This window comes from Pseudoalteromonas sp. QJM3NY_22, from assembly GCF_056173065.1.
In genome coordinates this window covers 3,151,800-3,178,446 of the sequence record NZ_CM149655.1, presented here as the reverse complement: position 1 = coordinate 3,178,446, position 26,647 = coordinate 3,151,800, and the positions used below count along the sequence as shown (strand labels likewise).

The following is a 26,647-nucleotide window of genomic DNA, read 5'->3' as shown; positions in this document are numbered from 1 at the left end:
CACCGCGCTAAAAGCGCGGTGTTTTACACAATATAAAATTATTGAGCATCAATTAAATCTTCAACACCCACTATTAGCCATGGAGCGTCGTCTGAAATTAGACGTTCTAAGTGCCAAATTTCTAAAATAGGCTCTTCCTTTTTATCGCCTAAATCACGGTACTTACCTTTAAAACGAACACTAACCTGCCACGATTGCGTGTTTGTATCTGCGCGCACAAGTTCGGCATCAATAAACATCACTTCTGTTTCTACGCTTTGTATAGCTTCACGCTCAGCTTTAAATTCGGCAACAAGTGCAGGGCTTAAATATTCAGCCATTGTGGTGTAATCGGCATTATTCCATGCAGTTTGTAGCGTATGGTAATGACTACGGGCACCTTGCAAAAAACCATTAACATCAAAGTTAGGTGGTAAATTAAAAGGAATATCTTGGGCTTGTGGTGCGTTGCTTGCAAAGGCTGTACTTGTTGGTTGCTCGATAGGTGCGTGTTTAAACACATTTTGCTGAGCACCTGTACCTGCACTGGCATTTGCAAGTTGTGGGGCGCGATTAGCACGTAAAAAGCCCGTTACTAGCTTAAATAAAATAAAGAGTCCGCCAGCTAATAAAATCATTTCTAATAGCTGAAAACCTTCAAAATTGTCGCCTAACATTGCTGCAATTAAGCCACCCGCTAAAAGTCCCCCAAAAACGCCTGCCATAATGCCTTTTTTATTTGATGTGGCTTTAGGTGCTGCTGTATCTGTTTGTTGTTTTTGCGCTGTTTGCTGTGTTGCAGGTGTCTGTCCGCGTTTACTACTGCCAAACTTTTTACGTGCGTGTGCATCAAAACTGGCAGTACATAACAATGCCAATAGTGAAAAAATAACGATGATATTCTTCATGAAATTCCCTAACTAACCTGAATCTCGTTTAAGAAATTGAACTAAATGCCTGTTCCGAGATCCGATCTTTCGACCAAAAACGATTGGATAAGCAAGGAACAGGCATGATTAAATTAGTTGAATTATTTTGCGATGTCGATGATTTTTGCAAAGTATTTATACCCCAATGGGAAAAACAATTACTCGAAGATGGCACCCAAAAACGTCAGCGTTCAGGACGTATGACGACCAGTGAAATTATGACTATTGTTATTAGTTTTCATATGTCACATCACCGAGATTTCAAAAATTACTACCTTGGCTATGTATCACTTATGTACAAAAGTGAATTTCCCAACTTGCTCAGTTACACACTATTTTTAGCCGTTATGCCAAGGGTAATTGTGCCGATGTGTGCCTATTTTACTTCACTTAAAGGTAAACCCACAGGCGTTGAATTCATTGACTCCACATGTATTAAAGTGTGCCATAATATTCGTATTCCAAGACACAAAACCTTTGATGGAATAGCCCAGCGTGGCAAAGGAACAATGGGATGGTTTTATGGCTTCAAGCTACATTTAATCGTTAATCACCATGGTGAAATTGTTGCTGCGAAAGTGACAACAGGAAATGTACATGATACTCAACCAGTGCGTGAGTTAGCGAGCTGCCTGACGGATAAATTATATGGTGACAAAGGGTATTTAAGTAAAGCTTTAGAAGCCGATTTACTCGATAAAGGGGTAAAGCTCATTACGACGGTTCGCAAAAATATGAAGGCAAAAGCGATGTCATTATGGGATAGAGCAATGCTTTCAAAACGCTTTATAATCGAAACAATGTAAGCGTCTAGCAAAGTGCACCTGCCAGTCACTCGTCAAAATGATTAAGCTATTTCCGAATTTCAATGAGGAGATAGTCATGAGAAAAACACGCAGCCTTGAACAGTGGCGCTGTATTATCGAAGAACAACAAGTCAGTAATTTAACTATCACTGACTATTGCCAGCAAAATGCTTTATCAAAAACAACTTTTTATGCCGCACGAAATAAGCTTAATGAATCATCAGGCAGCTTTGTTCGCGCTAAAGTGACTAAACACGTTGACGTTATCGAACAGCAACAGTCAATCACCCTCACTATCGGCAAAGTAAACGTCAGCTTGCCACCCACAATGCCTGCATCTTATCTTGGCCAATTACTGCGCGAGCTTGCCTGATGAAAATGTTTGTCGAACCAAAAAGTATTTATTTACACCGCGAGGCCGTGGATTTTCGAAAATCCATTGATGGTCTAATCGCAATCGTTGAAGGCGAACTTGAGCGTGATGCTTATACTGGCGCATTATTCTTATTCTGCAATAAAGCGAAAGATAAACTCAAGCTCGTTTACTGGGATAAAACAGGGTTTGCTTTATGGTATAAGCGCTTAGAAAAACAAAAGTTTAAATGGCCAAACAAAATCAGCTTGCAGGAATTTGAACTCAGTCCTCAACAATTGGATTGGTTGTTGTCGGGATATGATGTGCTTGGTCATGAAGAATTGCAGTATCAATCGATGATCTAATCGATCATATTGACAGTAAATGATCGTTGCCACACCGTCTGTTTTATCTTTGCATCAAGCAAGAAAACAGCGTCAAATTCTGTTAAATTGCGAACATGAAAATTGATGTACACTCACTTCCTGACGACCCAGAACAACTCAAGCGCATGGTGCTTGAGTTGCAACAAGTCGTTGCTGAAAAAGATGCGCAAATTCACGAATTACTGCAAGCTTATAACGCTAAGCTTGCCAAAGAGTACGCCAAGAAATCTGAAAAGATGCCAGGGGCAGGCGAAGTATTCAATGAAGCAGAAGATATTCTTGATGAACATGATAAAGCGCTATTGGCGACACCGGCCTCAGTAAAGAAAGAAAAAGCCAAACCGAAACGCCGTCCACTGCCGGCGCAGTTACCGCGAATTGAGGTGATTGTTGACCTTGAAGAAGGTGGCAAAATGTGTGATTGCTGTCACAGCCCACTACATAAAATGGGTGAAAGCAGCAGTGAAGCGCTCGAGTTTGTGCCAGCGCATATCAAAGTTATCAAAACCATTCGTCCTAAATATACGTGCCGTCACTGTGAGCGTGAAGGCATTGAAAGTGTGGTAAAAACCGCCCTTATGCCCACAACAGCGATCCCAAAAAGCATCGCAACGCCCAGCTTGCTGAGCCAAATAATCATGTGTAAATATCAGTTTGGCTTACCGCTTTATCGTCAAGAAACATTGTTTGCCGATATCGGTATTGAGTTGAGTAGGCAAACCATGTCGAGTTGGATGCTACGCTGCGCAGACCTGCTGTCCCCCTTGTATCAACGCTTAAAAGAGGCGTTGTTATCTCAAGCAGTTATTCATGGTGATGAAACCCCGCTCAACGTTATTAACGCAGATAAAGCGACCAGCTATATGTGGTTGTATTGTTGTGGCGATGATAAACAGGGTAAAGGCACGAATATTGTCCTGTTTGATTATCATAACAGTCGCGCAGGACACTGTGTGGTTGATTTTCTTGATGGTTATCAAGGCTATATGCAGGTAGATGGCTACAAGGCGTACGAGCAAACAAAAGCAACACTCGTCGCATGTCTAGCCCATATCCGTCGTAAATTCATCGAAGCGAAAGGGAAGAATAAAAAAACAGGTAAAGCGGATGTTGCACTCAACCTGATAGGCAAACTTTACGGTATTGAACAAAGCATCAAAGATAAAACGCACGATGAAAAATTCAATGTTAGGCAACAAAAAGCGAAACCAATCGTTGATGAATTGTATCAATGGCTACTCAAGCACAAAGATAAAATCCCTCCCAAAATGGCGCTAGGTAAAGCAATTAGCTATGTGATAAATCAATTTGAGAAATTCAGGCGTTACCTCGATAATGGCAGGCTCAGTATTGATAATAACCGTGCAGAGCGAGCAATAAAACCGTTCGTGATAGGGCGAAAAAACTGGCTATTCTCAAATACCTGCAATGGTGCACATGCCAGCGCCATACTCTACAGTCTTGTTGAAACCGCAAAGGCAAATGACCTTGTGGTGCATGACTATATCTCTACTTGCTTACAGCACCTTGCTGAGCAGCCAGATAATCTAGCGCCACTGCTACCTTGGAACATTAAGCAAACTAGGTGCCGTTAGCTATACGCTTACGAAACAATTAATGACCAGCTTAAGAACATATCCTTCATTGAACATTCAAGACATCGGAGTATGAACGGCTTTATGTTGAATTTAGTCGCTGGATTGGTGGCTTATTGCTTGAAAGAAAAGAAGCCACACCTTAATTTAACTGACGTAGAGCTTAACGCATTAGTTATCGCTTAAGCAGAACTCAGGTTAATTAGTTTAAAAATCAGAGGTTTCGGGTATAGAAGAAACGCTTTATTGGTGAGTATATAATCAAAAACCGCTCAGTAGAAACTAAGCGGTAAATTTGTCTATTTTAAAGCCAACGAATTGCGCCAGTAACGCGTTCGTTATATGTATCGAGAGGTGCTCCAAGACTTGCCACTAAAATAGTATCAGCTTGTGAGCCACGATTAATGTGACCTTCAAAGCGCTCATCTTTAAAATCATCATCACCAAATCCAAATGATTGATTTTCAGAAGGTACTATAAATACAGTCATAGGGCCAAAGTCAGATTCAAATATTAAATGCAGGCCTTTTTCGCCTTTAAAATCACAAAACATAGCGTAAGTGACTGCACCAGGAAGTTCATCAATATGACCGCCTAAAACAGCTAACTTATCGTTTACACTTTGCAAGCTAATGGGCTCTTTTTTATCAAGCGCACTAATTTCGTAGTACACATGAGCTAGTGCATGTTCACCCGCTTCGTGTGCAATATTTTGCTCTGTACTAAAAAAGAAGGCACTAATCGCCACTACAAAAGATGCTGCTAACGCAAGATGCACGCGGTCAAGCTTAAAACGCGAGCGGGCATCAACTACATTTTTTCCTGTTGCTTGTTCTTCTTGTAGTGCTTTTTCTTTTAACGATGTGTTTAAAAGAATGCGATCTGCAAGGTTTTCAGGCACAGGTATGTCTAAAGAATCTTGAATAAATTTATCAAAATCTTTCATATCGTTAATAAAACTTTGTCGCTCAGGATTACTGTCAGCAAACTCCATAAGCTCCTTGTCAATGTCGTTTGGCTGCGCAATAGTGCGGCGACGAAACTCAAGTTCATCCATTATTTTGATGCCCCTTTAAGTTGTTCATCATCACGGCTTAAAGCCTCTTTAAGTTGATTTCGGGCACGGTATAAACGGGTCATTACCGTGTTTTTATTTAAATTAAGTATGTCTGCAATCTCTTCACCAGAGCAGCCCATTACAACTTGCAGTAATAACGGCTCTCGGTATTCATCAGATAGCAGTGCAATCTGGCGTTGAATAACCGTTTGTTCCATTTCATCATCTAATGAGTGGCTGGTTTCATCAACAAGCGTATCGTTTTCTACGTCGCTATAATCAAACTGTTTACGTTCAAATCGGCGTGCGTTTTCTCTTCGTAATATAGTAAGTAACCAGGGTTTAGCTGCTTTTTGATCAAGTAAAGAGTCGAGTGAACGCCAAGCGCGTAAAAACGTTTCCTGTACTAAATCATCTGCTATGTGCGGATCACGGCATAACCAATAAGCAAAGCGATAAAGCTCTTTATTGTAAACGTGGACCAAGGCTTCATAACGCTTTTGTTTCTCTACCATATCGATTAAGACCTGATTGTTTGATTTTTTCTTTCCAAGCATAAGCACTTTTTTAATTAAAAATTATTAGTTATTGCAAAAAAAGACCTAAGGTTCGTAGTTATTAATCATAAAGGTCTTTTAATACAGCTTGTTGCGACTTTGATGCCTGAGTTTGATAGATCTCAAGAATTTTAATAATAGCATTAAGATCCGTGTTTGCGCCTTTATTACTATAAAGTTGTGCCTGCAATTGGCTAATGAGACCATTAAGCTCGCTGCTGTTTACGCGGATGCAGAGCTCATCAATCGCGCCAACATTTTTATGGGTCACCTTTACAGAAAAGTTATTTAATGCGGTGTAAAAGGCTTTCACATCGTGTGTTTTGGCTAATGCTTTAAGCTCATTTAAGCTTGGCTGAGAAGTACCACGGGTGTTTAGCTGTAATTTTTCAGTCGTATTTTTAGTAGAACGGCTTATTAAGTAAAAAATTACAGTACCAATCCATAAAATATACCCTAAAGCGGCAACAACTATTAACCAAAGAGGAGTATCACTTTTAGTTTCAATAGGTTGTGTGCCAGTTGCTTGATTCGAAATGTTTTCAAGAGTAGGTGAATTATTTGTGCTGGGTTGTGGGTTTGCTATGGCTGTATTAGGCGCGGTAGTACTTGGCGTTACTGTAATAGTACGCTTTGGTAATGTGGCTAAGCTAATACGGTTCATTTTGGTATTAAACCAAGGCAGCTTTATTTCAGGCAAAGTATAAGTACCTGGTTTTTGCGGCAGTAAGGCATATGATGCCGTTTGCTGCGACACAACGCGTCCGTCTCGCACTGCATTGTTATTTTCTTTTTTATCAGGATAGCTGCGTATGCCATCAATAGTAGGCATAGAGATTTCAGGTAATTGCTCTTTTGTAACTCCAAGCGCGGTAAGTGTAATAGTACGAGTTATAGGCGTACCTACTTCTATTGTGTTGTCGTTAGGTTGCCATTCTTCATCAAGGTTAACCAATTCGCTTGGTAACCATGCGCCTTTATAGTCACTCGGGATTGGCTTGATTTCTATTTGCTGGTCGTCGCCAAGAGCGGATACTTCTAATTGACGATAATTTTGTTGTACTCGCCCTTGAAAAGCAGGACCTGCAATCGTGTAGATACCACTTTTTTGTGGCTGAATTAAATACTCACGAGTAATAACAAGGTAGCGCTTGCCATCAACCAGCTCATAGCTCTCGGTTTGTTTACCTAATTGAGTAAGCTGAGCGTCTTCCATACTTGGTGCACTTAGGCTGCCATCAAGCAGTTCTTTCGCTAGATAAAGTTTAATAGTGTAAACGCCTGCTTCTTGCACAAATAATGAATTACTCGAGAGCGACGTTTTTAAAAATATTTCGTTATTTTTATCTGCATCAACTGAGCGTTTTGCCACTTTTAACTTAATAGGTTGTGAGGTTAACCCTGCAACGCTAAATGCCGGAATCGTGTAATCACCCTCTGTGCGAGTCATTAGTTTAACTGACCACGTAGTTTGTTTATTAATGCTGCCATTAATAATGTTGGTACGAGAGCTTAAGCTCGTCGGGCCTACAACAAAGTCTTTTAACAGCGATGAGGTGTCTGGTTGCTCGCCTTTAACTGTATCGTCTACCGATATATTAAGCATAAAAAATTCACCCGCTAATACAGGGTTTTTATCTACGCTGGCTTCTAATTTGGTGGCAGCCCACGAAGGCATCGCACTTAATAGCAATAAACAGCAAAATAATCGCATTACCATGATTTTTCGACTCCTGTAGGGCGACGTTTATATTGTCTTTTTTGGGCTTCTAATTGCATTTTATTCCGTAATAAAATAGCCGGATCGTCCGGGACTTTTCTAAGTAGTTGATTAAGCTGTTGTGCTTTTTCTTTTTCTTCATTAGTGAGCTCACTTGCTTGGGCTTGCATCGCTTGTTGCTGAGCACTTTGTTTTTGCTCATCAGTGGCAGGTTGCTCACTCATTGCTTGTGGCTTACTTTGTTGCTGCTCATCCTCATCCTCTTTAGGCTGGTCAGCTTCTTTATTTTGCCCTTGTTCGCTTTGTGGCTGGGCTTGCATATCAGGCTCATTTTGCTTATCTGATTGCTCGCCAGGCTCACCTTGTTGATCTTTTGATTGTTCAGATTCTTTATCTGATTTTTCATCGCTTGAGCTTTGACTTTCGTTTTCGCCTTTTTCAGAATCGCTTTTATCACCATTTTGTTGCTGATCCTGTTTTGACTCATCAGAATTCTGCCCTTGGTTTTGCTCATCTTTTTTCTGACTCTCATCTTGGTCTTGAGAGTCGTCGCCGTCGCTTTGCTGATCTTGCTGGTTTTGTTGCTCTTGTTGATTTAGTAATTGCTCAACTAAGGCTTGGTTATCGGCTGCTTGCGTAAAGTCATCTTGTAAGGTTTGGGCTTGTTTGTACGCTTCAATTGCGTCCTCAAGTTTACCAGCTTTGGCAAGGGCATTACCGTAGTTGTATAAACCGGTAGCCGACTTATCATTACTAAACTCATTAAGTGCAGCATCAAAATTACCTTGCTGGTAAAGCGCCGCGCCTTTTAACTCACTCGATTGCGCCTGTGTTGCTGCATCGTATTCTTTATTTTTGTAAGCCTGCAATGCACGTTGATCTGCATTTTGCAAAAGAGTAGGAAGCTCTACGGCATACGCATTATGCTGCGGTAAAAAGCTAAAGGCTAAAAAAGCCCCCAGCAAGGCAGCGCGTCTAAATAAATACAAGCCAAATGGCAGTAATAACAAGAGTCCGTATATACCTGCATCTATTCGCCAAAGTGCGTGGCTTTGTTTTTCGTCTTTCAATAATTCACTCTGTGCATTTGGGGCAAACGTATTTATGTCGTTATTACTAGGCTGGTAACTAGCAAATTTACCACCACTGCTCGATGCTAAACTTTTAAGCTGACTGGCATTGAGAGTAGGTACTACAATTTGGCCGTATCTGTCTTTCAAAAAACCACCTTCAGGTAACTTAATTGGAGCGCCTTGAGCGGTACCCACGCCATATATATTTAATCTATATTGGGTGTTACTGGTAAAGCTACTCACGTCGCTTTGTTCTTGCTGGTCAATACCGTCGGTCACTAAAATAATGTCGCCATCAATATAACCCGCTTGCGTTAATAGCTCTTTGGCCATATCAAGACCCGCTAAAACGTTTGAGCCTTTGTCTGGCATTATTTCAGGGCTTAAGCTTGGAATTAAATTACTGAGTGTTGTGGCATCGTTTGTTAGTGGTGAAATTACATAGGCTGTGCCTGCGTAAGCTACAAGCGCGGTATCACCTTCTTTAAATAGCTCAATCATATCAAGCGCTTTAAAGCGTGATTGCATTAAACGATTTGGCAAAATGTCGGTGCTGTACATTGAGTACGACATATCCATAACAATTACACGGGCACTTTTACTTTGAAATACAGGAACTTGTTTTTTCTCAAAACTAGGTCCTGCACTAAATAAAATGCCAAGGCTGCAAAATAAAGCAACTAGCCAAAGTGGCTGGCTGGCTTTAGTGTTTGCTTCGCTCATTATAAATTGTGCTAAATGCGGTGCAATTAACTGCTCACTAGTCGTTTTTTTATGTTTAATTAAGGCAACAAAAAATAATGCCACAGCAGGTATGAGTAACCATAAAAGAGCGGGGCGAATAAATTCAAAATCCATTAGTTTGGCTCCTTTAATGTACGCAGTGTACTAAGCATTACTTTTAAGCTAATAAGTAAAATAGCGATAAGTAACGGGTAGTAAAATAATGAGCTTTGTGGACGAAAAGTTTGTTCATCAGCGCTAATAGGTTCAAGCTTATCAAGCTCTGCGTAAATTTGTTGAAGGCCCGCTACATCTTTGGCTCTAAAGTATAATCCGCCAGTTTGCTCGGCAATCTTTTTAAGTAAGCTTTCATCTAAATTACTACCACTAGAGCCACCCATATTAAAGAGACTAAAGCCGCGCGGATTATCTGAGCCAACACCAATGGTGTACACTTTAATACCTTCTTCGCGGGCTAGCAGTAGGGCATCTTCTGGGTTTAGGTTACCAGCGGTATTTTGTCCGTCGGTTAATAGCACCACAATACGGTTACTTTCATCTTTATTGGCAAAGCGTTTTACCGAAAGACCCAATGCATCACCAATGGCTGTTGCGCGTCCTACTAAACCAATTTGGGCTTCGCTGAGCATTTTACTTACAGTTTTAACGTCGCGCGTGAGCGGGGTTTGTAAAAACGCGGTGTCGCCAAATAATATTAGCCCAAGCCTGTCGCCTTGACGCTGTTCTATAAAGTCACTGAGTACGGCTTTTACCATGGTAAGGCGGTCAACATATTGGCCATTGTAAGCCATGTCTTGTTCGGTCATCGAGCCTGATAAGTCAACTGCTAGCATTATATCGCGACCTTCATTTGGTAATGAGATTGGCTCATCTAACCATGTTGGATTGGCAGCGGCAGTAACAAGTAATAACCAAATTATCCATTCGAGGGGATTTAAACGTCGTGCGTGTGGCTCAATGCTTTGGCTGGTTAAATTGTGCTTTGCAAAACTGGGTATACGTAAACGCGTACTGGCATTACTTGCCGCGGGTTTTAATAGTAAAAGTAATAAAGGCAAGGGCAGTAATAAAAATAACCATGGCCAGCTAAATTCAAACATTTACTGACTCCTTTATTTTAAATTGCTTAATACCTTGGCGAAATTTTTCGCACAGTGTTGTATCTTTTTGGCTGGGGTTATACAAGCTTAGTATTTCTTGTTCTGTAAAGCTCAAACCGGTAAGCGTATTAAGTGTTGTGCACCATTTAGAGGTAGATTGCGCAGCAAGGCGCTTGTCGTAATATTCAATCACTAAACGTTTTAAAATAATATGCAGTTGCTGAGGATTTTGCTCACTTTGGCTTAATTGTATTGCGTAGCGTTTAGGCTTTTTAAATTTATGTTTTTTGTAAAATATATAAATAGCTGCGCACAGTGCTAAAAACAGCAGTGCAATAATAACCCACCAAGCAGGGGCGAGTGGCCACCAATTAACTTGGCTTGGCGCTATTATATCGTGCAGGCCATCGAGTGGATTGGTTTGCATGGTTATTTTCTCACTAATTGCAGCTCAAGCGGTGTTGCTGCATTGAATGATATTAAATTAAGACCCGATTTAGTTAAGCGATTAAAGCGCGTACTAAATGCTTGCTCAGCATTTTTAGCAAAGCGCTCTCTAAAGCTGTTATCCATTAATGGTAGGGCAAAGTTTTGACCATTTGCATTAACGGTAACAGCTTGCTTAAACGCAGGTAACTGATGCTCAAACGGATCGCTTATGTGGCAACCAATCAGCTCGCAGTGACGACTTAATATTTCAAGTTGTTTAAAGCTAGCATCGTCTAGGGCATTAAAATCAGATACTAAATACACTAAACTGCCTGGTTTTGCTAAATGGTTAAGGCGCTTTAGGTTATCGCCAAAGTTGTTAGTGGCTGTTTTATCAATATTGTTAAGCGCTTGCTGGTGGCTGTCGCATAAGTTATGACAAAGCTTAAGAACGGCTTTTTCACGGGCACTGGGTTTTAGCTCCAAATGCGAGTGTTGATTAAACACAATACCGCCAATTCTATCGCCGCGCTGACACGCCGACCATGCAACAAGGGCGCTTATGTGCGCAGCTTGCACCGACTTTAATAGTAACTTTGAGCCAAACAGCATTGAGTTCGAAAAATCAGTAAACACAAACACAGGGCGCTCTTTTTCTTCTTGAAAAAGCTTTGTGTGAGTCTCGCCAGTACGCGCAGTAACTCGCCAATCAATAGAGCGAATATCGTCACCTTGCTGATAATGTCGCACTTCGGCAAATTCCATTCCTCGGCCTTTGTGCGGTGCAAGGTATTGCCCTGTTAAGGTGTTTTTTATTTTTACCTTAGGGGCAAGCTCAAGCAATTGCGCTTTGGCTTTGTAATACATCAGCTCTTTGAGTGCTAAATTAACACCGTGGCTATGGCTCTGATTGAGCCATGCTTGGGATTCTAATTGTTTTTGCATAACTTATGGTACGGCTACAAGTTCAACTATACGGCTTATTACTTGATCTTTAGTAATGCCATCGGCTTGGGCTTCGTAACTTAAAATAATGCGATGACGCAGTACGTTATGCACAACAGCCTGAATATCATCAGGTGCTACAAAATCACGGCCTTGAAGCCATGCATGAGCACGAGCACATTTATCAAGTGCTATTGTTGCACGCGGGCTTGCACCAAACTCAATCCAGCTACCAAGTTGTGCGTCTAATTTAGCGCCTTCACGGGTGGCAATAATAAGTTGTACTAAATATTGCTCAAGTGGCTCTGCTAAATAAAGGCCTAGTATTTCTTTACGAGCTGCAAATAAATCGCTTTGACTAATTTTTTGCATTACCGGTTGTTGCTCATTAAGCGCTTCACCGCGCGTTAAACGCAGTATATCAAGCTCATGCTCTGCGCCAGGGTAGTCAATACTTAGGTGCAGTAAAAAGCGATCCAGCTGGGCTTCTGGTAACGGGTAAGTTCCTTCTTGCTCTAGCGGATTTTGCGTTGCCATAACTAAAAACAGTTCGCTAAGCGGATAGGTATTTTTACCTACGGTAACTTGTCGCTCTGCCATGGCTTCTAATAGTGCTGATTGTACTTTTGCTGGTGCACGGTTAATTTCGTCAGCTAAAATTAGGTTGTGAAAAAGAGGGCCTTTTTCAAATACAAACTCGCTAGTTTGTTGGCGGTAAATGTCGGTACCTGTAACATCAGCCGGTAATAAATCTGGCGTAAACTGTACGCGCTGAAACGAGCCTTCAATGCCTTTAGCAAGTGCATTAACTGCACGTGTTTTTGCAAGCCCAGGAGGGCCTTCTACTAGTAAGTGACCATCAGCTAAAATAGCAATAAGTAGCGCTTGTGTAAGCTCTGGCTGGCCAATGATTTGTGTATCTAAGTACGTTTTTAATTGTGAAAATGCGTTAGCTGCCATAATAAGTGGACTGTCCTCGTCAGCTGGGTTTGTACCTAATAGTGCTAGGTGATAAATACTGACCTATTTATAAGGTTTATAATTGAGTAACTCAAGGGTTAGACTGTATTTTTTAAAATAGTTCGTTATTTCTTAACTATTTTTAGCGTACCACAAAACTTTGTAAATGCGTCTAAAAAAGCCTATTGTGATAATCGTAATTAAACACTGTTTATATAAATTTGTGTTTATCTATTGGCTTTAGGGCACGGGTTGTTTAGAATCGAGGAAAATAAACAGGTCAGACCTGTCAGCGGGAGAGCATAAATGTCTGAGCAAAACATACTAAAAACACCAAAGGGCGACCGTATTGCCATCGTTAGCGGCTTACGTACACCTTTTGCAAAACAAGCAACAGCGTTTCACCATGTACCAGCACTTGATATGGGTAAATTGGTGGTTAACGAAATGCTTGAACGATTGAATTTCAATAAGTCAGAAATTGATCAACTTGTATTTGGTCAAGTAGTACAAATGCCAGAAGCGCCAAATATTGCACGTGAAATTGTATTGGGCACAGGTATGCCAGTATCGGTTGATGCATATTCTGTATCGCGCGCATGTGCTACCAGCTTTCAGGCTATTGCTAATGTAGCTGAGTCTATTATGGCGGGATCTGTAAGTGTAGGTATTGCAGGTGGCGCAGATTCGTCATCAGTACTGCCAATTGGTGTTAGTAAAAAGCTGGCAGGCAGCTTAGTTGATTTAAATAAAGCGCGTACGCTTGGTCAACGCTTAAAAATATTTTCAAAACTGCGTTTAAAAGACTTATTACCAGTGCCACCTGCTGTAGCAGAGTACTCAACAGGCCTTTCAATGGGGCAAACTGCTGAGCAAATGGCTAAAACACATAATATTAGCCGTGAAGATCAAGATGCATTAGCGCATCGTTCTCACTCACTTGCAACGCAAGCCTGGGCTGATGGAAAGTTAAAAGACGAAGTAATGACGGCGCATTTACCGCCATATAAAAGCTTTATTGAAGAAGATAATAATATTCGTAAAAACTCAACGGTTGAAGGCTACGCAAAGCTTAAGCCTGTTTTTGACCGTCAGCACGGTACTGTTACCGCCGCAAATGCAACACCATTAACTGATGGTGCAGCGGCTGTACTTATGATGAGCGAAAGCAAAGCAAAAGCACTTGGCTACGAAATACTAGGTTACGTACGTAGCTTTGCATTTTCGGCAATTGGTGTAGAAAAAGACATGTTAATGGGCCCAGCTCATTCAACGCCTATTGCACTAGATAGAGCGGGTATTACGCTTGCTGATTTAGATTTAATTGAAATGCACGAAGCGTTTGCATCGCAAACACTTGCCAATATGAAAATGTTTGCTTCAGACAAATTTGCACAAGAGCATTTAGGTCGCAGCAAAGCAATTGGCGAAATTAACATGGATAAGTTTAACGTTAACGGCGGCTCTTTAGCATATGGTCACCCATTTGCAGCGACAGGTGCGCGCTTAATTACGCAAAGCTTACACGAGCTTAAACGTCGTGGTGGCGGTTTAGCATTAACAACAGCGTGTGCTGCTGGTGGTTTAGGTGCAGCCTTTGTATTGGAGAGCGCGTAATGACAGATTCAGTATTTAATTTAGCGGTAGATGAAAATAAAATCGCCGTGGTAACGATTGATGTGCCAGGGGAGAAAATGAATACCCTGCGCAGCAGTTTTGCCGATGACTTAAAAGCGTTACTAGAAGACGCTAAGTCGCAAAATGTAAAAGGCATGGTATTTATAAGCGGGAAAAGCGATAACTTTATCGCGGGCGCCGATGTAAAAATGCTCGATAGCGTTCAAAAGCGTGAAGATGCGCTAGCGATTAGCGAACTATGCCATCAAGCTTTTTTTGATATGACAAAACTGCCATACACTACAGTAAGTGCGATTCATGGCGCTGCATTAGGTGGTGGTTTAGAATTTGCTTTAGCGTGTGATTACCGTGTTGGTACCGACAGCGATTTAACAAAAATTGGCTTACCAGAAGTGCAACTTGGTTTACTACCAGGTGGCGGCGGCACGCAGCGTTTAACTAAAATTGTTGGTATTCAAAAAGCACTTGAGTGGATGCTAACAGGTAAACAAATTCGCCCTAAGCAAGCTAAAAAAGCAGGCGTGCTTGATGACTGTGTACCACACAGTGTGCTGCTAAAAGTTGCAAAAGAATTTGCGACTAAGAAAAAGCCACAAGCAAAAGAGCCAAAGCTCGACAATATTAGTAAATTATTAGAGTCAAACCCGTTTGGTCGTAACTTTATCTTTAAAAAAGCCAAAGAAAACGTACTTAAAAAAACGGGCGGGCACTACCCAGCACCACTCGCTATTATTAAAGCAGTGCGTGCTAGTGTAGAGCTTGATGAGCTAAAAGCGTATAAAACAGAAGCTGAAAGCTTTGCAACACTTGTAATAAGTGACGAATCTAAAGCGCTTCGCGGTATTTTCTTTGCAACCACTGAAATGAAAAAAGAGTGGCGCAATGATGACGCACCCGCAATCAGTAAAACGGCTGTTTTAGGTGGTGGACTAATGGGCGCAGGTATTGCGCACGTAAGTGCAGTTAAAGCTAAAGTACCGGTACGTATTAAAGATGTAGCAGAGCAGGGCATTAGTAATGCAATGAGCTACACCTACAAAATTTTAGATAATCGTCTTAAGCGCCGTATTATGTCTAAAGCTGATATGCAGTTAACAATGAACCGCATTACAGGTACAACAGACTACAGCGGCTTTAAACATATTGATTTAGTAATAGAAGCGGTGTTTGAAGATCTTGCACTTAAGCAAGGTATGGTTGCAGACGTAGAGCAGCAATGCCAAGCAAATACAATCTTTGCAAGTAACACGTCATCATTACCAATATCGCAAATTGCAGCGCAGGCAGCACGTCCTGAAAATGTAATTGGCTTGCATTACTTTTCACCAGTGGAAAAAATGCCATTAGTGGAAATCATTCCACACGAAGGTACATCTCAAGAGACCATTGCCCGCGTTGTTAACTTTGCACGTAAGCAAGGTAAAACGCCAATTGTTGTAAAAGACATGGCCGGTTTTTACGTAAACCGTATTTTAGCGCCTTACTTAAACGAAGCTGCTAATTTGATGCTTGCGGGTGAGCCAATTGAAAAGATTGATGCAGCGCTTGTTGAGTTTGGTTTTCCGGTAGGACCGCTGGCTCTACTTGATGAAGTAGGTATTGATATTGGCTCTAAAATTGCCCCAATTCTTGAAAAAGAATTAGGCGAGCGTTTTAAAGGCCCTGATGCATTTGTGCGTATGATTGATTCAAAACGCCTTGGCCGTAAATCAGGTCGTGGTTTTTATGAGTACGACAAAAAAGGCAAAAAGGTTGATGAGTCAGTTTACGAACTATTGGGTGTTACCCCGGCTCCACGTTTAAACAAGAGCGAAATTGCTAAGCGTTGTGTATCGCAAATGCTTAACGAAGCAGTACGCTGTTTAGATGATGGCATTATTGCCAGCCCACGTGATGGCGACATTGGTGCAATATTTGGTATTGGCTTCCCGCCATTTTTAGGTGGCCCGTTTAGCTATATGGATAAATTAGGCGCAAGTAAAATAAGTGCTGATATGTCTACATTGGCTAACAGCGATGCTAATTTTGCTCCATGTGAGTCACTGGTAACAATGACAAGCTCTGGTGCTACTTTTTACACTGTTTTACAAGCCGATATAGCTGGTGAGCAAGCAACTGTGGATGCAGCGATTGCGGTTAAAGCGGACGTTGAAGTTACGCAAGAAGATGCTACAGAAGCCTCGCCTGAGGTTGTTGAAGTAAACGAAGATAAAATAGTAAAGTAATCCTTCAAAGTTACTTTTGATTAAATGCAGCTCGTTTAGATGAGCTGCATTTTTTTAGGGAGTTACTTCAACACATTTTTATCTTTAGAAATTAAATATACAGCGGTGTCGTTATTAAGCTCACAGGTTAAAAATATAATACTGTGATAAATCCTCTCTAAATTGACCGGTAATCCAAAAGCTTAATATGATCCTTTAAAGGTGATTTTTTTCAAAAATGGACTGACTAGATCCTGTTTATTTTCGAGGTTAAACATACACTGTCCTTGCGTTCGCCCTAGGGGAAATTTACTCTTTGTTGCCTAAATGGGTGTAGGTAAGGGGCGGAAGCTTTGCTCGATTTTTACTTAGCCCACTAAGTTACAACCTCATGCCGCAATTAAATTGCCCCTAGAACGAGCAAATTTTAATCCTGAAAGGTCAACAAGCCCTCGCTTTTTAGTTTGTGTAAAGGCTAGGTTGTTCGCTACAATAGCGCCTCTTAATTGCCAAACGGACTCTGTAATGAAAATTCTTGCCGATCAAAATATGCCTTTAGTTGAGCAGTACTTTGCAGACTTTGGTGAGGTTGAGCGTTTTGATGGTCGTAAATTAACCCCTGAACAATTAATTGATGTAGATGTACTCCTTACTCGTTCAGTGACCAATGTTAATTATGAGCTGTTGTCACAAGCTAATAAGCTTAGCTTTGTGGGTACAGCCACAATTGGCATTGACCATATTGATACGCAATTACTGCATGATAGAGATATCGCTTTTACTAGCGCGCCTGGTTGTAATGCCGTTGCGGTAGCTGAATATGTAATTAGTAGCTTATTTGCATTAAGCCAAGAAAATGCGCGCCCATTGTGTGGTCAAACAATTGGTATAGTCGGGGTGGGTAACATTGGTACGTGTTTAGCTGAAAAATTAAAAGCACTAGATGTTGATGTACTGTTATGCGATCCAATTAAGCACGAACAAGGCTTACTACAAGATCACATAGCACTTGATGAGTTATTAGCAAGATCAGATGTTGTTACTTTTCACGTTCCCCTTGTTAAAAGTGGCGAGCATAAAACGCTGCACATGTTGGGTAAAGAGCGATTAAGAGTACTTAAGCCAGGGCTTACGCTGCTTAATGCAAGCCGAGGCGATGTAATTGATAACCAAGCGTTGCTTGAGGTAATGGAAGCGGGAGCCGATCTGGATTTAGTGCTTGATGTATGGGAAAAAGAGCCCAATATTTTAACTGAATTACTAGAACATGTTCGCTACGCCAGTGTGCATATTGCGGGTCATACGCTTGAAGGCAAAGCTCGTGGTACACAAATGCTGTATCAAAAACTGTGTGAACTGAAAAGTGTCGATGCGAGTAAATCGTTGAATGACTTTTTACCTACTCCAGCTATTACACAAGCGGTTATTACGCCAAACTTCAATGAGCAGGATGTTGCCTGTTTAGTGCATTTAATTTACGACGTTCGCCGTGATGATGGTATTTTACTTCGCCATTTAGAAAGTGATGGTTTTGATAGTTTACGAAAAAGCTATCCGGTAAGACGAGAATTTAGCACCTTGTCGATACAAGGTGATAGCTCACAACTAGCTGCACTTAGTCAACTTGGTTTTACCATAGCTAAATAGTTATTTAACTAACGATGTTGTTTTAATGTCGTTTATAGAGGAAGAAATATGTCGCAAAAATATAACGTTGCCGTACTTGGCGCTACTGGTTTAGTAGGCCGTCAAATCATTGAAACGCTAGCAGATCGTAAGTTTCCTGTTGATCAGCTTTTTTTACTTGCTAGCAGCCGCAGCGCGGGTGAAGATATAAAGTTTCGTGGTGAGACCATTGAAGTATTAGACGTTGAAGGCTTTGACTTTAGCCAAGCGCACATAGGTTTGTTTTCTGCTGGTGGCAGTGTATCTGAAAAATATGCACCTATTGCAGCAGACGCCGGTTGTATTGTAATTGATAATACATCACACTTTAGAAATGATTTTGAAATCCCATTAGTAGTGCCAGAAGTTAATGCCTCAAGCCTAGCTGATTTTAGAAATCGTAATATTATCGCTAACCCTAACTGTTCAACTATTCAGATGATGCTAGCACTTAAACCAATTTATGATGCTTACGGAATAGACCGTATCAATGTATCTACTTACCAAGCTGTATCGGGCGCAGGTAAAGAAGCGGTTGATGAACTTGCAAAACAAACTGCTAATTTAATGAATGCTCGTCCTATGGATAATAAAGTTTTTCCAAAGCAAATAGCATTTAACGTTATTCCTCAAATTGATAGCTTTGAAGAGAACGGCTACACACGCGAAGAAATGAAAATGGTAAACGAAACCCATAAAATTTTGGGTGATACGACTATTGCTGTAAATCCTACATGCGTGCGTGTGCCTGTATTTTTTGGACATTCTGAATCAATTAATATTGAAACGCGTATGCCTTATGACTTTGAGCATGTTAAGCAACTTTTAAAAGATGCCCCAGGTGTTGAGTTGATTGACGATGAAGGTGATTATCCAACGGCAGTATCTGATGCAAGTGGAAATGACACTGTTTATATTGGTCGTTTACGAGCTGATATCTCGCACCCTCATGGTTTAAACATGTGGGTTGTAAGTGACAACACGCGTAAAGGCGCTGCAACTAACAGTATACAAATTGCAGAAGAACTTATTGCTAATTACATGTAATATTTTATAGCTAACGATTAGTTTAGAAGCGGTAAGCACCAATTGTTTGCCGCTTTTTATTTGGGTTACCGCCATTTTTTTGCCACTTATCTCACGAAGTATATAAACCTACTGATAATCCTCGATAAATTTATATTATTAATAATGTTTTGTAACTATTCACCATGGTAAATTATTTTCAAAGGATCTTTTTTAACTATTGACCGATCCCGCCAGTATGCCAAGCTAGGGCTATGACCTAATAGCCCTAGCTTCAATGAATTTAAACAGCATCAACATCGACGAAATCGTTGAGAAAACCAAAGCTCAATTACAAGAAGGTAAAACTCTCACGCCTGCGCTGAAGATGTCTATTGAACTCATTCTGGTTGTCGTTGTTATGTTAGCAAGTAAATTAGGACTTAACAGTAACAATAGCAGTATCCCGCCATCAAAAGACATCAACCGAAAAAAACAAAACAAAGAGAAATCAGCCAAGTCAGCGGGTGGTCAAAAAGGCCGTGCAGGTAAAACACTAACCCAAACACAGACGCCTGATGAGATCAAAATCATCCTAGTTGAACGTGATTTTTTACCGAAAGGTCACTACCGTGAAATTGGCTTTCAAAAACGACAGGTTGTCGATATAGATATCAGGAAAGTGGTCACTGAATACCAAGCACAAATTCTGGAAAATGAGCAAGGTAAGCGTTTTATTGGTGAATTTCCAGAAGACGTTAACAGTCCTATTCAATATGGGGTTGGTGTAAAAGCCCATGCAGTTTACCTATCCCAATATCAATTACTCCCTTACAACCGCATTGAAGAATATTTTTGTGATCAACTCGGTATTCCAATCAGTGCGGGTAGTTTATTTAACTTTAATGAACAAGCAGCGGCCTTGGTAAAGTCCTCCGGCGCAGAAGCCGCGCTCAAGAAAGCCCTGAAAACGACTTATCAAGCCTTACACGTTGATGAAACGGGGATTAATATAGGTGGTAAACGACGATGGCTTCATGGTGCATCAACGACGTGGTGGACGTATTTTTACCCGCATGAGAAAAGAGGGAAAATAGCGATGGATGACGCCGATATTTTACCTCACTTTACTGGGGTACTATGCCACGACCACTGGAAACCGTATTATCAATATACACAGTGCCAACATGCCTTGTGTAATGCACATCATATCCGAGAGTTAGAAAGGGCATGGGAGCAAGACGGTATGCAATGGGCAAAGGATTTGCAAACCCTACTGACTGAAATCAATAAACATCAAATAGATAACCCCGAGCTAGATGCAGACACAAAAGCTCACTATATAGAGAAATATCAACAAATATTGGCTCAAGGTGACATTAAATGCCCTCCACCGGATAGAAACAGCCGAGTAAAAGGCCAGCGAGGCAGATTGAAACGAACAAAGTCTAGAGCGTTGTTAGAGCGGTTAAGAGGTTATCAAGATGATGTCTTACGGTTCATGACGGAAACGGCGGTGCCTTTTAGCAACAACCAAGGTGAGAATGATATTAGGATGACCAAGGTTCATCAAAAGATATCTGGGTGCTTCAGAAGCATGCAAGGTGCAGAGATGTTTTGTTTAATCAGAAGCTACCTCTCGACTTGCAGAAAACAGCATGTATCAGCAAGCCTAGCCCTTGAATTACTCTTCAAAAATCAGTTACCTGATATATTTATTGAAAATGTGGCTGAATAGTTACAATGTTTTTAGGTATTTATTTTCAATGTGTTGCGATGGATATTACTCCTGAACTGGTTTATAGTTTGTAATTGGAATAGAGCTTGCAACAAAAATAGATTGTAATAACAAATGTGAATCAGTCATTTGACTGATAAAAGCAAGATTAATCAATGTTTATGCACTTAACTTTCTCGGTGCTGCGTTAACATTTAAACATTAAAGGATCAGCATGCGCGGTTTAGCTACACTTATTATATTAGCGTCTGCATTGATAGTAACATCAGTTTACTCTCAAGACAGTACCCAGTTAAAGGGGCCAAAGGGCGCTGACTATGGTGCGCAAGGGCGATCTATTGGGCCAATAAAACCGACGGATACGCTTTGGCGTATAGCGGCTAAGGTACGCCCGGACAACTCGGTTAGCATTTATCAAGTTATGCAGGCTTTGTATAACAAAAATCCTAATTCATTTTTAGAGCAAAACCTTAACCACATGCAAAGTGGTGCCTATTTAAAAATTCCTACTCTAGCTGAAATTAGAAATGTTAATACACAACTCGCTAAACAACGTTCTGAACAAGATGATGCGTTATGGGAAAAGAAAAAAAACGGTACGCTTACGCAAAGTGAAATTAATTCAGCTCAAACTCAAGTTACTCAAGCCCGTAAAGTTGATGTAGATGACGCAAAAAAAGAATTACAAAAAGAAATTAAAGAAATTAAAACAGATCAAACTAGTAAGTTAGTTGAGCTTCAACAACAATTTAAAAGTTCAGTTGATAACGTAGAAGAAATTTTAGTTGAAAATAATAATTTAAAAAAACAGCTTACGGGCATCTCCAAAGAGCTTGAAAATGTGCGTATGCAGCTCGGTCAAGACAGTGAAATACAGCAACAGTTAAAAGAACTAATAATTAAACAAAATGAAATGATAGAACAGCAAAAGGCTGAGAAAATAGAGCCAGAAGCTGAATTTGATCTGGGATCTTTTTTATCTAATCCTTTTGTTCTTGGATTATTGATGGTTATTCCTGGGTTATTGATTGTTTTTGCTGTTGTGATGTTCTTACGCAAGCGGGCTAGTAAAGATGATGTCCAAAGCGACGATGATTTTTTACCACAAACACCTACCTACGCAAACGATGACGATTTAGATACTCAAAATATCGAAGACCCTATCGTCCCGGAACCACTTGATGACTTAAGTATTCAGCTAGATGATAGTTTAGAAAATGATATCTTACCGGACGATGATACCCCATTACCGGATGATGATATTGCTTTTGATGACAGCCTAGAGGACTTTACTGAGTCTGATAGCCTACTTGATCAGGATGAATTAGAAAGTTTATTAAGCGATGATATTGTTTTTGACGATGAAAATATTGAAGACGATGAACTTGATATTTTCATGCAACAAGATTTCGATAAATCACCTGATGATAGCCCAGAAGGTGATATTGATTTAGATTCGCCACTAGAATCATCAAATAGTGATGATATTTTAAGTAATGATGATTTAGATAGTTTATTTAATGAAGATGATGGCTTATCGGAGTTTGACTCACCACAAACAAACGATATAGAAGAAGATAATAGCTTAGAATCGAATGATGAAATGGCCGCGCTTAGCGAAGAACTCGCTGAAGATGATGATTTTGATATTGATGACTTATTAGATCAAACAAATACTGAATCAGATTTAGGTAATACAGAAGATAGTCTTTCAAGTGAAAAAGATGATTTTGATTTAGACGATATTGATAGCTTAATTGATCAAGCTACAGACGATAGCGTTGATGAAGTCTTAGTCGAAGAAAGTGATGATTTTGATTTAGATGATATTGATAGTTTAATTGATGACGCTGCGGATGACATTGCACCTGATGCGTTAGTCGAAGAAAAAGATGATTTTGATTTAGACGATATTGATAGTTTAATTGACCAGGCTACAGACGATAGCGTTGATGAAGCCTTAGTCGAAGAAAGTGACGACTTCGATTTAGACGATATTGATAGTTTAATTGATGACGCTGCGGATGAAAGTGCGCCTGATGCGTTAGTCGAAGAAAAAGATGATTTTGATTTAGACGATATTGATAGTTTAATTGATGACGCTGCGGATGAAAGTGCGCCTGATGCGTTAGTCGAAGAAAAAGATGATTTTGATTTAGACGATATTGATAGTTTAATTGATGACGCTGCGGATGAAAGTGCGCCTGATGCGTTAGTCGAAGAAAAAGATGATTTTGATTTAGACGATATTGATAGTTTAATTGATGACGCTGCGGATGAAAGTGCTGCTGATGCGTTAGTCGAAGAAAAAGATGATTTTGATTTAGACGATATTGATAGTTTAATTGATGACGCTGCGGATGAAAGTGCGCCTGATGCGTTAGTCGAAGAAAAAGATGATTTTGATTTAGACGATATTGATAGTTTAATTGATGACGCTGCGGATGACAGTGCTGCTGATGCGTTAGTCGAAGAAAAAGATGATTTTGATTTAGATGATATTGATAGTTTAATTGATGACGCTGGGGATGACAGTGCAGCTGATGCGTTAGTCGAAGAAAAAGATGATTTTGATTTAGATGGTATTGATAGTTTAATTGATGAATCCGCAGATGAAGAAGCTGAGACTGAAAAGCGTGACTCTGATATTAATGTGGCATTAGCCGATTCTGCCGATGATTTAGCCGAAGCGCAGGAAGAATTAAATGTTGCTGATGTAGAGTCTCTAGCATCTACATTAATTGAAGAGCCTGAACTTGAAGAAGAGCCTGAACTTGAAGAAGAGCCTGAACTTGCAGAAGAGCCTGAACTTGTAGAAGAGCCTGAACTTGAACAAGAGCCTGAACTTGCAGAAGAGCCTGAACTTGAAGAAGAGCCTGCGCTTTTAGAAGAACCTGAACTTGAAGAAGAGCCTGAACTTGCAGAAGAGCTTGAACTTGAAGAAGAGCCTGAACTTGAAGAAAAACCTGAACTTGCAGAAGAGCCTGAACTTGCGGCAGACCTAGATGATTTTTCAGATACTTCAGAGACCTTACTTGATCCAGAAGATGCACTAGAAGAATACAATGATGACGAACTAAAAAGTGTTGATGAACTCTTAAATGAGTTACAGCAAGTAGAAGATGATTATATTGAAACGCCAGAGTGGTCTTTAGAAGATTTAGATAATGATATTGAAGAAGTTGAAATTGATTTAGGTGATGATCCATTAGCAGATGATGCAAGCACAAATCGATTACCTGAACATTCAGATACTAATATGGTAGTGAGTGATGAAAATTCAGACGAATATACTGAATTAGATATAGACGAACCTTACTCAGGTGCTACTGATGAACAAGATGTTGAGTCTACGCAAGATATTGATTTAAAATCTGAGACTAAACAAGTTATAGCAAGTCAAACTGAACAAGATTTAGCGAGTGCACTTGCGCAAGGAAGCGATTTAGATAGCCTCGAGGATGATTTAGACGATGAGCTGTTACTCGATAATGACTTTACTGAACTTGATAAAGATCTAGCAATTGATGCTGAACTACAAAACAGTCAAATAGATGAAAATCTTAACGAATTCGATAACGATGAATTACCGATAAGCTTAGATGATGATATTACGGTTAATGAATCTGAAATTCCAGAGCTTGAAAAAACTCAACCTTTAGAACCTGACGACGAATTGTTACTTGATAATGATTTTACTGAGCTTGATACAGATCTAATCAATGATGATGAATTATCACTAAATTTAAATGACGAACCAAAACCCTCATTACCGAGTCAAACAGAGCAAAATTTAGCGAATGCACTTTCAACTGAAAATGATTTAAATAGCTTAGATGATGATTTTGACGATGAATTATTGCTTGATAATGACTTTACGGAGCTTGATACAGATAGCGATGAGTTATCGGTAAATTTAGATAATGATTCTGCTCAGCTTGATACAGATTTAGCAATTGATGCTGAACCTCAAAATAATTCAAACGTTGAAATAGATGAAGCTTTTAATGTAGAGGATAACGATGAGTTATCGGTAAATTCAGATGCTGGTATTTCGGTTAATGAGTCTGAAACTCCCGAGCTTGAAGAAACTCAACCTACAGAGCCGGACGACGAATTATTACTCGATAATGATTCTGCTCAGCTTGATACAGATTTAGCAATTGATGCTGAGCCACAAAATAATTCAAGCGCTGAAATAGATGAAACTCTTAATGTAGAGGATAACGATGAGTTATCGGTAAATTCAGATGCTGATATTTCGGTTAATGAGTCTGAAACTCCCGAGCTTGAAGAAACTCAACCTACAGAGCCGGACGACGAATTATTACTCGATAATGATTCTGCGCAGCTTGATACAGATTTAGCAATTGATGCTGAGCCACAAAATAATTCAAGCGCTGAAATAGATGAAACTCTTAATGTAGAGGATGATGCTGATAGCGATGAATTATCGGTAAATTTAGATGACGAACCAACACATTCATTACCGAGCCAAACCGAACAAGACTTAATGAATGCGCTGTCAGCTGAAAATGATTTAAATAGCTTAGATGATGATTTTGACGATGAATTATTGCTTGATAATGACTTTGCGGAGCTTGATACAGATAGCGATGAATTACCAATAAACTTAGATGATGCTATTACGGTTAATGAATCTGAAACTCCCGAGCTTGAAGAAACTCAACCTTTAGAGCCTGACGACGAATTATTACTCGATAATGATTCTGCTCAGCTTGATACAGATTTAGCAATTGATGCTGAACCTCAAAATAATTCAAAAGCTGAAATAGATGAAGCTCTTAATGTAGAGGATGATGCTGATAGCGATGAATTATCGGTAAATTTAGATGACGAACCAACACATTCATTACCGAGTCAAACCGAACAAGACTTAATGAATGCGCTCTCAGCTGGAAACGATTTAAATAACTTGGATGATGATTTTGACGACGAGCTGTTACTTGATAATGATTTTACGGAACTTGATGCTGAATTAGAAAGCACCGCAGGCTCTGAAACTATGATTTCGGAAAACCCAGATGAAGCGCTTTCTAATGAGCTCGCTGGTGAGCAAACGAATGCCGATCGTGAAGCTGAAATAACCCGAACTGAGTTATTTAATGGCAGTGATATAGCATCAGATGATGAGCTTGATGATGAGTTTATGGCTGAGCTAACGGAAACTGATTTTGATTTATTACTTAACGAATTAGCTGAACCAGAAGAATTAAGTGTTGAAGATAGTAGTGAGTTTGACGTTGATTTTGACAGTTTGCTAAAAGAAGACTTAGGAGTTGATGAGGCGTTAGTTGTTGAAGAACCGCTTGTCCAAAGTAACAATGTTGAGCAACTTGATAATGATGAATTTGTAGATATTGATTCATTATTAGAAGAAAGTGACGACGCAGAAATTGAACACGAACCTTACAACGACGTTAATATGGATGTTGGCTTGAGTGAATTTGACGCGTTACTTGCCGGTGATAATCCGACGGATGTTGATGCTGAAAGTGGTGGCTACTCAGCTAAATTAGATTTAGCGCGTGCTTATATTGAAATTGATGATTTTGATTCTGCGCTTAAAGTCATTGAGGATGTTATTAACAAAGGTCCTGAAGAAGTTCAAGAAGAGGCGCTTAGTTTAAAAGCTAAACTAAAATAATTAAAATGTTTATAAGAACCGGTATCTGGCTTAGCTAAATACGGGTTTTTTTATGTGTATTGGTTTGATTACGACAGGTCTCCTTTTATTGCAT

Annotated in this window: 18 protein-coding genes and 2 pseudogenes; 11 read left to right on the top strand and 9 right to left on the bottom strand. The window is 40.0% G+C overall.

Annotated elements, in window-relative coordinates:
* Nucleotides 1-38 precede the first annotated feature (38 nt).
* A complete protein-coding gene (locus tag AC0VZ4_RS14510) occupies nucleotides 39-887 on the bottom strand; it encodes a Tim44 domain-containing protein (protein WP_475440006.1) in 849 nt (282 codons plus the stop codon).
* A gap of 104 nt (nucleotides 888-991) precedes the next feature.
* Here AC0VZ4_RS14510 and AC0VZ4_RS14505 point away from each other — a divergent pair.
* From AC0VZ4_RS14505 to AC0VZ4_RS14485, 5 genes and pseudogenes are all read left to right on the top strand, one after another.
* A pseudogene (locus AC0VZ4_RS14505) lies at nucleotides 992-1,711 on the top strand (IS982 family transposase); the annotation flags it as partial.
* Between the two features lie 79 nt (nucleotides 1,712-1,790).
* Nucleotides 1,791-2,087 (top strand): IS66 family insertion sequence element accessory protein TnpA, encoded by a 297-nt coding sequence (tnpA, locus tag AC0VZ4_RS14500; protein ID WP_475440005.1) that lies wholly within the window; start codon nucleotides 1,791-1,793, stop codon nucleotides 2,085-2,087.
* Nucleotides 2,087-2,434: an IS66 family insertion sequence element accessory protein TnpB gene (tnpB, locus tag AC0VZ4_RS14495; protein WP_475440004.1), complete on the top strand. Its 348-nt coding sequence runs from the start codon at nucleotides 2,087-2,089 to the stop codon at nucleotides 2,432-2,434. The genes tnpA and tnpB overlap by 1 nt, the downstream gene beginning before the upstream one ends.
* 95 nt (nucleotides 2,435-2,529) lie before the next feature.
* The gene (gene tnpC / locus AC0VZ4_RS14490) at nucleotides 2,530-4,050 is read left to right on the top strand and encodes an IS66 family transposase (RefSeq protein WP_475440003.1); all 1,521 of its coding nucleotides are present in this window, start codon (nucleotides 2,530-2,532) and stop codon (nucleotides 4,048-4,050) included.
* Between the two features lie 3 nt (nucleotides 4,051-4,053).
* Nucleotides 4,054-4,236, top strand: a pseudogene (locus tag AC0VZ4_RS14485) (transposase); the annotation flags it as partial.
* A 118-nt stretch (nucleotides 4,237-4,354) separates the two neighbouring features.
* On the opposite strand, the gene AC0VZ4_RS14480 reads toward AC0VZ4_RS14485, so the two are convergent.
* The 8 genes from AC0VZ4_RS14480 to AC0VZ4_RS14445 form a co-directional block, all read right to left on the bottom strand.
* The gene (locus tag AC0VZ4_RS14480) at nucleotides 4,355-5,107 is read right to left on the bottom strand and encodes a DUF3379 family protein (protein ID WP_475440002.1); all 753 of its coding nucleotides are present in this window, start codon (nucleotides 5,105-5,107) and stop codon (nucleotides 4,355-4,357) included.
* A complete protein-coding gene (locus AC0VZ4_RS14475) occupies nucleotides 5,107-5,664 on the bottom strand; it encodes a sigma-70 family RNA polymerase sigma factor (protein WP_096792681.1) in 558 nt (185 codons plus the stop codon). Before AC0VZ4_RS14475 ends, AC0VZ4_RS14480 begins: the two co-directional genes overlap by 1 nt.
* 61 nt (nucleotides 5,665-5,725) lie before the next feature.
* A complete protein-coding gene (locus AC0VZ4_RS14470) occupies nucleotides 5,726-7,384 on the bottom strand; it encodes a BatD family protein (protein ID WP_475440001.1) in 1,659 nt (552 codons plus the stop codon).
* Nucleotides 7,378-9,315 (bottom strand): vWA domain-containing protein, encoded by a 1,938-nt coding sequence (locus tag AC0VZ4_RS14465; protein ID WP_475440000.1) that lies wholly within the window; start codon nucleotides 9,313-9,315, stop codon nucleotides 7,378-7,380. Before AC0VZ4_RS14465 ends, AC0VZ4_RS14470 begins: the two co-directional genes overlap by 7 nt.
* A complete protein-coding gene (locus AC0VZ4_RS14460) occupies nucleotides 9,315-10,301 on the bottom strand; it encodes a vWA domain-containing protein (protein WP_475439999.1) in 987 nt (328 codons plus the stop codon). Before AC0VZ4_RS14460 ends, AC0VZ4_RS14465 begins: the two co-directional genes overlap by 1 nt.
* Entirely contained in the window at nucleotides 10,294-10,728 is a 435-nt protein-coding gene (locus AC0VZ4_RS14455) for a DUF4381 domain-containing protein (RefSeq protein WP_004335624.1), read from the bottom strand. The genes AC0VZ4_RS14460 and AC0VZ4_RS14455 overlap by 8 nt, the downstream gene beginning before the upstream one ends.
* A gap of 2 nt (nucleotides 10,729-10,730) precedes the next feature.
* The gene (locus AC0VZ4_RS14450) at nucleotides 10,731-11,675 is read right to left on the bottom strand and encodes a DUF58 domain-containing protein (protein ID WP_475439998.1); all 945 of its coding nucleotides are present in this window, start codon (nucleotides 11,673-11,675) and stop codon (nucleotides 10,731-10,733) included.
* 3 nt (nucleotides 11,676-11,678) lie between these two features.
* On the bottom strand, nucleotides 11,679-12,635 hold the full coding sequence (locus AC0VZ4_RS14445) for an AAA family ATPase (protein WP_007377762.1): 957 nt from the start codon (nucleotides 12,633-12,635) through the stop codon (nucleotides 11,679-11,681).
* A 306-nt stretch (nucleotides 12,636-12,941) separates the two neighbouring features.
* On the opposite strand from AC0VZ4_RS14445, the gene fadI reads away from it, so the two are divergent.
* From fadI to AC0VZ4_RS14415, 6 genes are all read left to right on the top strand, one after another.
* Nucleotides 12,942-14,252: an acetyl-CoA C-acyltransferase FadI gene (gene fadI, locus AC0VZ4_RS14440; RefSeq protein WP_008138643.1), complete on the top strand. Its 1,311-nt coding sequence runs from the start codon at nucleotides 12,942-12,944 to the stop codon at nucleotides 14,250-14,252.
* Nucleotides 14,252-16,498: a fatty acid oxidation complex subunit alpha FadJ gene (fadJ, locus tag AC0VZ4_RS14435; RefSeq protein WP_475439997.1), complete on the top strand. Its 2,247-nt coding sequence runs from the start codon at nucleotides 14,252-14,254 to the stop codon at nucleotides 16,496-16,498. The genes fadI and fadJ overlap by 1 nt, the downstream gene beginning before the upstream one ends.
* Nucleotides 16,499-17,002: 504 nt before the next feature.
* Nucleotides 17,003-18,124 (top strand): 4-phosphoerythronate dehydrogenase, encoded by a 1,122-nt coding sequence (locus tag AC0VZ4_RS14430; RefSeq protein WP_475439996.1) that lies wholly within the window; start codon nucleotides 17,003-17,005, stop codon nucleotides 18,122-18,124.
* A gap of 48 nt (nucleotides 18,125-18,172) precedes the next feature.
* Entirely contained in the window at nucleotides 18,173-19,189 is a 1,017-nt protein-coding gene (locus AC0VZ4_RS14425) for an aspartate-semialdehyde dehydrogenase (protein WP_007377758.1), read from the top strand.
* A 256-nt stretch (nucleotides 19,190-19,445) separates the two neighbouring features.
* Nucleotides 19,446-20,885: an IS66 family transposase gene (tnpC, locus tag AC0VZ4_RS14420; RefSeq protein ID WP_475439950.1), complete on the top strand. Its 1,440-nt coding sequence runs from the start codon at nucleotides 19,446-19,448 to the stop codon at nucleotides 20,883-20,885.
* Between the two features lie 214 nt (nucleotides 20,886-21,099).
* The gene (locus tag AC0VZ4_RS14415) at nucleotides 21,100-26,553 is read left to right on the top strand and encodes a FimV/HubP family polar landmark protein (RefSeq protein ID WP_475439995.1); all 5,454 of its coding nucleotides are present in this window, start codon (nucleotides 21,100-21,102) and stop codon (nucleotides 26,551-26,553) included.
* Nucleotides 26,554-26,647 lie beyond the last annotated feature (94 nt).

What these genes read in the sequence shown, in the direction of transcription:
- AC0VZ4_RS14510 (WP_475440006.1), bottom strand. Translation starts at nt 887, where the DNA reads ATGAAGAATATCATCGTTATTTTTTCACTATTGGCATTGTTATGTACT.
- tnpA (WP_475440005.1), top strand. Translation starts at nt 1,791, where the DNA reads ATGAGAAAAACACGCAGCCTTGAACAGTGGCGCTGTATTATCGAAGAA.
- tnpB (WP_475440004.1), top strand. Translation starts at nt 2,087, where the DNA reads ATGAAAATGTTTGTCGAACCAAAAAGTATTTATTTACACCGCGAGGCC.
- tnpC (WP_475440003.1), top strand. Translation starts at nt 2,530, where the DNA reads ATGAAAATTGATGTACACTCACTTCCTGACGACCCAGAACAACTCAAG.
- AC0VZ4_RS14480 (WP_475440002.1), bottom strand. Translation starts at nt 5,107, where the DNA reads ATGGATGAACTTGAGTTTCGTCGCCGCACTATTGCGCAGCCAAACGAC.
- AC0VZ4_RS14475 (WP_096792681.1), bottom strand. Translation starts at nt 5,664, where the DNA reads ATGCTTGGAAAGAAAAAATCAAACAATCAGGTCTTAATCGATATGGTA.
- AC0VZ4_RS14470 (WP_475440001.1), bottom strand. Translation starts at nt 7,384, where the DNA reads ATGGTAATGCGATTATTTTGCTGTTTATTGCTATTAAGTGCGATGCCT.
- AC0VZ4_RS14465 (WP_475440000.1), bottom strand. Translation starts at nt 9,315, where the DNA reads ATGGATTTTGAATTTATTCGCCCCGCTCTTTTATGGTTACTCATACCT.
- AC0VZ4_RS14460 (WP_475439999.1), bottom strand. Translation starts at nt 10,301, where the DNA reads ATGTTTGAATTTAGCTGGCCATGGTTATTTTTATTACTGCCCTTGCCT.
- AC0VZ4_RS14455 (WP_004335624.1), bottom strand. Translation starts at nt 10,728, where the DNA reads ATGCAAACCAATCCACTCGATGGCCTGCACGATATAATAGCGCCAAGC.
- AC0VZ4_RS14450 (WP_475439998.1), bottom strand. Translation starts at nt 11,675, where the DNA reads ATGCAAAAACAATTAGAATCCCAAGCATGGCTCAATCAGAGCCATAGC.
- AC0VZ4_RS14445 (WP_007377762.1), bottom strand. Translation starts at nt 12,635, where the DNA reads ATGGCAGCTAACGCATTTTCACAATTAAAAACGTACTTAGATACACAA.
- fadI (WP_008138643.1), top strand. Translation starts at nt 12,942, where the DNA reads ATGTCTGAGCAAAACATACTAAAAACACCAAAGGGCGACCGTATTGCC.
- fadJ (WP_475439997.1), top strand. Translation starts at nt 14,252, where the DNA reads ATGACAGATTCAGTATTTAATTTAGCGGTAGATGAAAATAAAATCGCC.
- AC0VZ4_RS14430 (WP_475439996.1), top strand. Translation starts at nt 17,003, where the DNA reads ATGAAAATTCTTGCCGATCAAAATATGCCTTTAGTTGAGCAGTACTTT.
- AC0VZ4_RS14425 (WP_007377758.1), top strand. Translation starts at nt 18,173, where the DNA reads ATGTCGCAAAAATATAACGTTGCCGTACTTGGCGCTACTGGTTTAGTA.
- tnpC (WP_475439950.1), top strand. Translation starts at nt 19,446, where the DNA reads ATGAATTTAAACAGCATCAACATCGACGAAATCGTTGAGAAAACCAAA.
- AC0VZ4_RS14415 (WP_475439995.1), top strand. Translation starts at nt 21,100, where the DNA reads ATGCGCGGTTTAGCTACACTTATTATATTAGCGTCTGCATTGATAGTA.